This window comes from Moorena sp. SIO1F2 (assembly GCF_010672755.1).
Lineage (GTDB): Bacteria > Cyanobacteriota > Cyanobacteriia > Cyanobacteriales > Coleofasciculaceae > Moorena.
This window is the reverse complement of record NZ_JAAHFV010000323.1, coordinates 1-7,300: the sequence shown is the minus strand read 5'-3', so window position 1 is coordinate 7,300 and position 7,300 is coordinate 1. Positions and strand designations below refer to the sequence as shown.

The 7,300-nt window shown below is 43.7% G+C and carries 8 protein-coding genes; 4 read left to right on the top strand and 4 right to left on the bottom strand.

Going from position 1 to position 7,300, the window contains the following annotated elements:
* The 3 genes from F6J94_RS26920 to F6J94_RS26910 form a co-directional block, all read right to left on the bottom strand.
* A partial coding sequence (locus F6J94_RS26920; RefSeq protein ID WP_293045893.1) for a patatin-like protein occupies window positions 1-1,694 on the bottom strand: 1,694 nt, incomplete at its 3' end.
* Window positions 1,695-1,814: 120 nt separating this feature from the next.
* A complete protein-coding gene (gene murD / locus F6J94_RS26915) occupies window positions 1,815-3,272 on the bottom strand; it encodes a UDP-N-acetylmuramoyl-L-alanine--D-glutamate ligase (protein ID WP_293027374.1) in 1,458 nt (485 codons plus the stop codon).
* Window positions 3,273-3,490: 218 nt separating this feature from the next.
* Complete coding sequence (locus F6J94_RS26910; RefSeq protein WP_293045890.1) at window positions 3,491-4,117, bottom strand: Uma2 family endonuclease; 627 nt, start codon at window positions 4,115-4,117, stop codon at window positions 3,491-3,493.
* Window positions 4,118-4,523: 406 nt separating this feature from the next.
* On the opposite strand from F6J94_RS26910, the gene F6J94_RS26905 reads away from it, so the two are divergent.
* The 4 genes from F6J94_RS26905 (at window position 4,524) to F6J94_RS26890 (ending at window position 6,930) form a co-directional block, all read left to right on the top strand.
* Entirely contained in the window at window positions 4,524-4,667 is a 144-nt protein-coding gene (locus F6J94_RS26905) for a hypothetical protein (RefSeq protein ID WP_293045887.1), read from the top strand.
* 160 nt (window positions 4,668-4,827) lie between these two features.
* Entirely contained in the window at window positions 4,828-5,304 is a 477-nt protein-coding gene (locus tag F6J94_RS26900) for a nucleoside deaminase (protein WP_293045884.1), read from the top strand.
* A 70-nt stretch (window positions 5,305-5,374) separates the two neighbouring features.
* Complete coding sequence (locus F6J94_RS26895; RefSeq protein ID WP_293045881.1) at window positions 5,375-5,794, top strand: S16 family serine protease; 420 nt, start codon at window positions 5,375-5,377, stop codon at window positions 5,792-5,794.
* 683 nt (window positions 5,795-6,477) lie between these two features.
* Window positions 6,478-6,930, top strand: a complete 453-nt coding sequence (locus tag F6J94_RS26890) for a cupin domain-containing protein (protein WP_198954243.1) — start codon at window positions 6,478-6,480, stop codon at window positions 6,928-6,930.
* A gap of 90 nt (window positions 6,931-7,020) precedes the next feature.
* On the opposite strand, the gene F6J94_RS26885 is transcribed toward F6J94_RS26890, so the two are convergent.
* Window positions 7,021-7,266, bottom strand: a complete 246-nt coding sequence (locus F6J94_RS26885) for an ATP-binding cassette domain-containing protein (protein WP_367142280.1) — start codon at window positions 7,264-7,266, stop codon at window positions 7,021-7,023.
* Window positions 7,267-7,300 lie beyond the last annotated feature (34 nt).

Sequence of the window (7,300 nt, the reverse complement as noted above, 5' to 3'; positions counted from 1 at the left end):
ATTAGACGGTTGTAAATCTCTCTACGCAGATTATCCGTAGACTTCGAACTGTGATTAGTTTGAAAGGATGATATCATATCATAGAAGGATTGACTAATATGGGGATGAGTTAACAGCTTAGTTAATGCTATTTTAATGACTTCTAGGAGTTTAATATGACGACCTAGCCTTAAAGCTAGGGATTGGAGGGTTTTATACTCTGATAATGATTGCTCCTGATTCATCAACTGACAAACTTTTTTAACGATATAGAAGTGCTTTCTTAAGGCATATTCGATATCGATATTGCTAATCTGTTGACTAGGGTCTTGGATAATAATGTCGTTATTTTTCCGTTTTTCCGGTTCAGTAATGTGTTGGGTCAGTAGCTTAGCTATTTTATCTAAAAGGACTTGGTTGTTTAAGGTTTCTTGGTAAGATTTGGTGCTACTGACTTGAGACATTCTCAAGACTAGAGGTAATGTGCGATCGCGTAAGCTAATCAGACGACTACGCCAATAAATTCCCGTCTCAACTGGGAGCGTTGTCTGTTGGGAGTTGTCAGCCTTAGCAAATAAGGGGGATTCCGCATCTGCTAGCAGAGACTGGTAGCGCTGGATTTTCTGGTTACGGTCTTTGATTAACCCCAAATCATTACTAATACTTTCATAGGTCGGCATTCCTAACAACGACTCCTGGATTACCTCCCAGACATCAGGCTTTGCCATCTGATTAAACTTTTGGCTGCCAGCAAAATTATCTGGACTGGGATCGATATAAAATAACTTGCGCTCAACTGGATAATAGTCGGCACGATAATACATTTCTTTGATGGTGTAACTGAAAGGCCGATTATCTAGCACCCCTCCATCCACAAAGTGCAATTGATACCCACCCGTTGGAGGGGTTTCCGGTAACTTGCGATTCTTCAGGATTCCCCATTCTACTAACTTGGCATCGACCTGATTGCTAGGATTATCTAACTCAACGGTAACTACAGGGAAAGCAACTGGAAAACACGATGTAATACGACACAGTTTGGCCAGAGCTTGATAGGTATCTTCAACCGTTGAATTGTTTGGGTTAAAATTGGGATTAAAGGGCTCTTTGCGACCTTGACGGTGCTTGAGATGAAAGATAGTGCGGTGGTCTTTAAGATCAATCACCCGTCCGGTATCATCAAAAACGGTATCAACCCGTCCTACAACATCAGTTCCTGTTACAAATAAATCTAATTCATTAAACGAAGATACCCACTCGTCGGAGGGTGCTTTCTTTTTATTAATCTGCCCTTGCTCAAAGGCTTTAGCTAGTGCATCTTGATAGTAGCCCTTGCCATCTAAAATAGATTCCCCATCATTTTTACTTTGACTAATGCTAGGTTTATGCATGAGCTTGCGGATGTTGCCATTTTCCCGCCAAATTTGGGCAAAGTTTTCAAAATCGATAACTTCATCCTGACTACTATTGGTCAAAGCGTAGCTAAGCAGAACCCCATTAATTCCTCCTGCTGAGGTGCCTGAGAGAATATCAACAATAATATCAGAATCAGTAAGAGCTTTAACTAGTTTATAGATACCTCTACCGCGAACTGCATTATAAAATTCGCGGCAAACACCGTTCATATAAATGGCTAGAGAGACTCCACCATAAACCACTAGTCCTAAGCGCAGTTCTCTGCTAAATTCTGGCTTGCGAAAGTTTTGGCTAGACATAATATGGCTCTCCAATTATGGACGTTACCGTTAATTACTGGCTAAATATAGCAATCCGTGTAGGAATTGTGATAATTTTTGATGCCATATTCCCTACTCCCGTTCCCCTCCTGGGAGGGGTTAGGGGTGGGTTCCTGTTCCCTGTTCCCTGTTCCCTGTTCCCTTTGCTATAGTAGTAAGGTGCTCCTGACACAACCTGCGGAAATCATCCCCCCGATGTTCAAAGCTTTGGTATTGGTCAAAGCTAGCACAGGCAGGAGAAAGCAGGACAACACTAGAATTATACTGTTGAGCTAGTTCTGCTGCTCTTGGTACCGCTTTCGCCATAGTTTCCACAATTTCGTAACTGGAATAGCTAGCTTCCTTAAGGCGTGCCGCAAAAGCAGGTGCAGCTTCACCAATGAGTAAGACAACCGCTGCTTTGAGTTTAATGGTCTCAATCCAACTGGTATCATCACCAGCTTTGGCTTCACCACCAGCAATTAGAATAGTGGGTGCAGCTACTGAGGCTAAACCGACTTGAGCCGCATCATAGTTGGTGGCTTTACTATCATTGATGAAGTCTATCCCCTGCCAGGTAATCACCTTTTCTAGGCGATGGGGAACACCAGGAAACTTGGCAATGGCGGATGCGATCGCATTTTTATCAATTCCTGCCAATCGTGCTGTTGCCACTGCCATTAATAAATTTTGTCGATTGTGATCTCCAACCATCTGTAAGGATTTCACTGGCAAGATCGGTTCTGAGTCTGCTATCACCCAGTCATCTTGGATGTAGGCCCAAGGTTTAAAATTCCTGTCCCCCTGACCAGCTGTGATACTAATCCAATAGGCATCGGGCCAATAGTTTACTCCCAAATTACCCAGGTAAGGGTCATCCCCATTGATAACTTGTAACTGGGAGCGACGCAGTAAAGATGCCTTGATGTCATAATAGTTTTCCAGGGTTTTGTGACGGCTGAGGTGGTCAGGAGTCAAGGTTGTCAAGACACCAATACGAGGGGCAAGGTCTTTGGAAGATTCGATTTGGTAACTGCTGATTTCCCCAATTACCCAATCGATTGGGGATGTTTCCTGGGGTTTACCCGTGATTTCTGGTGCTAGGAGGAGTTCGCAAGCGGCATAACCAATGTTACCGCAGGCGGGGGCATGGAAACCAGCTTCTTGAAAAATAGCAGCAATCAGGGAGGTGGTAGTAGTTTTGCCGTTAGTACCAGTAACACCTACCCATGGACAGGATTGGAGATAACGCCAAGCTAGTTCAATTTCCCCTATGGTTTCAATGCCTTGGGTCCTGGCCGCAACTAACACTGGTATATCCCAGGGAACACCAGGACTAACTACAATCAGCTGGGGTAAGTCTGAAGAGTCTAGGGTTAGGGAATAACCCAGTTTAAGATTAATTCCGTCTCTGGCAAGCTGTTGTTGTTGGTGTTGCCAGTCTTCTGGGGTATAACGTACAGCGATGCGTTCAGGGCTAGCAGCATCGCTGAGAGTGACATCCCAACCTTCTTTTCTTAGAAGTCTTGCGGCTGCAAGACCTGAGCGTCCTAATCCAATAACATCAGCCTTAGGCATACTTTGATTGGTAGTGCATCTGATGGTTTGCCGTTTATAACTATAGCAGTTATAGCGGTTTTGAATTGGATAAGTTACTTACTTTTTGGGAGTAGGGAGTAGGGAGTAGGGAGTAGGGGGAATAAATTTGACTTTACTTTATAAGTATTATCAACGCTATAATTCTTTATTACTTGACATTAATAGGACTTAAATATTATCCAAAAATATCGAATATTTTAAAAATAGTTCCTTGCCCAATCTCGCACTGCTCGCCGAATTGCCCGCCTCCCATTAGCCCGATGGCGCTCAATTAAACTAGGAAGCTTTTGAATCGGTAACTCAGGAAAAACCCTACTCTTGGCTTGTTCTACATACTCACCCTCTTGCAGTAAGTAAATTGTTAGTTTGCCAGCATCATAGCACCAGATTTCTGGGACTCCCAAGCGAGAATAGATTGGCAAACGAGGCAGTGATTTACTAGTTACATCAATTTCTAGAGCGAGATCTGGGGGGGGATCTTGGTTGAGATCTAAGTCCAACCTGCCTCGAATCGCCGCTTCATTTTGGATATAAAAACAATTATCTGCTTCTACCCCAGCTAAGCTACTCTCTCGCCGCCAGGTTGTTGACCCCAAACTTTCGTAGTCGAAATCTAGTTCATCTGCCAGCTCCTTAACTAGGTCACCAATAACCTCTTTATAATATTCATGTTCAGCTAAAGGAGTCATAATCTCAAGGGTACCATAATCATAGGCTAAACGAGCAGATCGATGGTCACCTAAATCTAGCAGCAGATTTTCAAACTGTTTCCAGGAAATGTTATGTAAAACAACCCGATCTGCTCTCGGTTTCGTCACTACCATTAGTTTTATCTCCGAAGCTAATAATAGGTCATTTTTTTAGTATAGAATTACTCTCTATAGCAGTTATCAATTGGGTAAGTTACAAAGTGCTGATAACTGCTAAGCATCCTCTCTATCAAGCTGAGAAAAAAATTTTTTGACAGGGATTGTGGACAATTCAATGTTCCAAAAGAACCGCTTCGCGAACGCAATCGCAACCACCAGCTGATTGAGAAGAACTTTGGGATTGCATTTAAAGACTTTAATTATATCAAAAATCAACAAATATCAACAGATGCTGGGTTTAGCACCCCAAAAACTCCAGCAGCTTTAAGCCTGAGGGGAATATGGGGATTTGACCTTGCCATCTGAGCCGAGTAATCTTAACATAAGTTAATGTAATGCAATATTTCTCAACATATTAACTATGGCTACTTCAGAAGAACAACGCAAACAGAAAATCATGGAGCACCTGGAGAAAACTACCCAACTGCCTCAGCAGCAGCCTTCCTTATATTCAGAGGCTAGGAAGCAGCAAATTATGCAGCACATCAAAATGACCCTAGGTTAAGACAAACCCCTAGCTATTACGGAGGGTGGGTGAGGCGCGGGAAAGATTTTGAGCGATTAGCAATCAGTCTTTGAAAGCCCCGTAACCCACCTTCTTCAAAATTCCGCTCCTGACTACTGAGGTATGATGGCGAAGCGAGAATTCTAAACCATGGAAATTCATGACACAGCCCAACAGTCGGTTTTTGAACGAGGCCATTGCTCTATCTGTGATCAGCGTTAGGTCTGGAAAGGGAGGTCCGTTTGGAGCAGTGGTTGTCAAGGATGGAGAGATTATTGCCAAAGCTCATAATCAAGTCACCTCCACGAATGATCCTACGGCACATGCTGAAATTGTAGCTATCCGTGATGCCTGCAAGGTCTTACAGAATTTTCAACTGACCGGTTGCGAACTCTATACTAGCTGTGAGCCATGCCCGATGTGCCTCGGGGCGATCTACTGGGCTAGGCTGGACAAGGTTTACTATGCCAATACTAAAGCTGATGCGGCTCAAATTGGATTTGATGACCAGTTCATTTACGAGGAATTGGACTTGCCCATAAGCGATCGCAAACTTCCAATAATTCAATTGATGCGGGATGAAGCCTTAAGAGCTTTCCAAGAATGGCAAGATAAAACCGATAAGGTAGAGTATTAGTGACATCCTCCTACACCAAATCAAAGATTATGGTGATCGCTTCCAATGAATCACTTCTTCGGCTTCCTGGTTGTTCTCTTACGAGCTTTCGACACTTGCCGGTGCAATTCCCAAAGATGGACCCTCTGCAGGGGTAACTATGGTAACAGCGATCGCATCCCTGTTGATGAATCAATCGGTACGCACGGATACTGCCATGACGGGAGAAATAAACCTCAGTGGTGAAGTACTTCCCATTGGTGGAGTGCGAGAAAAGGTGTTAGCAGCGCACCGGTCTGGTATCACACGAGTGCTATTACCGCAACAGAATCAGAAAGACCTAGTTGACGTGCCGGACGATGTGCGTAACCAAATGGAATTTATTTTATGCGATCGCATTGAACAAGTGTTGGAGAATGCCCTACTCCACCAACAGGAAGTCAAATCTCAGCAAGATTCAGAGGATGGTCATCACAAGATAACTAAACTGTTTCAGATGTTTAGTAATTGAATTAAAGCGATCGCTTACTCCAAGTATCGAACGATTCACGGCTCTACAAGAACAAGTAGCGCGCGCAACAGGTTTCGACTAATGCTGCTGTGGAAAGATTAGACCGAATCTTGGATGATCTGATTCGAGGCCATGGAAAACCAGAAAAGCGATCAGGTAAAAGGTAATTTTGTCAACCCCCTAGCAATTAGATATCTACTCCTATTTATTACCTACCTAGAAACAAATAGAGATTGCTGGTTGAGGTGGAGTCTAGGCTATGGGGTTTAGGGAAATTCAAGGGCGATTTCATATTTCTTTACAAACTGTTACGGATTAAGTCAATCGCCCCCAAAAAAATGTGGAGTATAGGCTGTGAGGTTTAGGGGAATTCAAGGGCTATTTCATATTTCTTTACAAACTCTACCGAATGTAAGTGAATCGTCCCCAAAAAATTTAGATAATATTAAATTTAATAGCTAGGGATTGGTAGATAAAGTAAACTACAGCTATTCAAAGACTATGGTGCCACTATCTTACTAGATGATTGACGAACATTACTCACTACAAGTTACCATTTACAATTCTAACCAATGCTTGGCTTTGAGTTGGTCAAAGATGCTCCGACAACTCTCAAAGCACTTAACTAATTAAATTATCAATTAAATTATCAAAAGTAAACCCTCAACAGTAATAAATCAACCATGGATAATCGTTGCATGATTCCCGTAGTTAGGTCTCCCAAAGACTACCAAGCTTATCGTATTAGTCCCCAGGATAAAAATCGCTTAGCCATTGTCTTCGATCCAGACAGTGCTAATGCTTCAATAACATTTTGTGTAGAGATTTTTGAGCCAGGAGGAAAGACTCCGCTCCATTATCATAAAATTGGAGTAGAAATGTTCTATATCCTCAAGGGTCAAGGATTAGCCAGCTGTGATGGCAAAATCGTTACGCTGCGGACTGGAGATACGTTATTAGTTCCGCCTACAGGAATTCATGAAATTAGAAATACTGGCACTGAGCGTTTGTATACCCTGTGCTGGATGGTGCCTAATGAGGACTTTGCTGAACTAGTTCGCAGTGGTACACCGGTTGAATTCGATGAAGAGGATATGAGAGTGCTTGGGCGTCAAGATGTGTTGGTAGCTTGTTGAAGAATTTATGTTGAATAACTAAATAGCTGGATATCTGGGACTGTTCATCACTTTCTATTTAATAAAATCCCAGAGTAAATCCCAAACCTGTTATTGCTGGATCCGGCCCTCGTTCATCACGGCGACCTTGTCGCCGAGCACGAACGCCTCTTCTTGATCGTGGGTGACGAAGATGGCGGTGATGCCGAGCGCGATCAGAAGCCGGTGCACCTCGCTTCGGATCTCGACCCGCAGGCTGGTGTCGAGGTTGGAGAACGGCTCGTCGAGCAACAACACGTTCGGCCGGGGAGCAAGGGCCCGGGCCAGCGCCACCCGCTGCTGCTGGCCGCCCGACAGGCTGGCCGGCTACGAGGACCGCATGCCGGCCACA

Bases quoted from the DNA above. Each gene is read 5' to 3' on its own strand.
- F6J94_RS26910 (WP_293045890.1), bottom strand. From the start codon at position 4,117: ATGGTAGTGACGAAACCGAGAGCAGATCGGGTTGTTTTACATAACATT.
- murD (WP_293027374.1), bottom strand. From the start codon at position 3,272: ATGCCTAAGGCTGATGTTATTGGATTAGGACGCTCAGGTCTTGCAGCC.
- F6J94_RS26905 (WP_293045887.1), top strand. From the start codon at position 4,524: ATGGCTACTTCAGAAGAACAACGCAAACAGAAAATCATGGAGCACCTG.
- F6J94_RS26890 (WP_198954243.1), top strand. From the start codon at position 6,478: ATGGATAATCGTTGCATGATTCCCGTAGTTAGGTCTCCCAAAGACTAC.
- F6J94_RS26900 (WP_293045884.1), top strand. From the start codon at position 4,828: ATGACACAGCCCAACAGTCGGTTTTTGAACGAGGCCATTGCTCTATCT.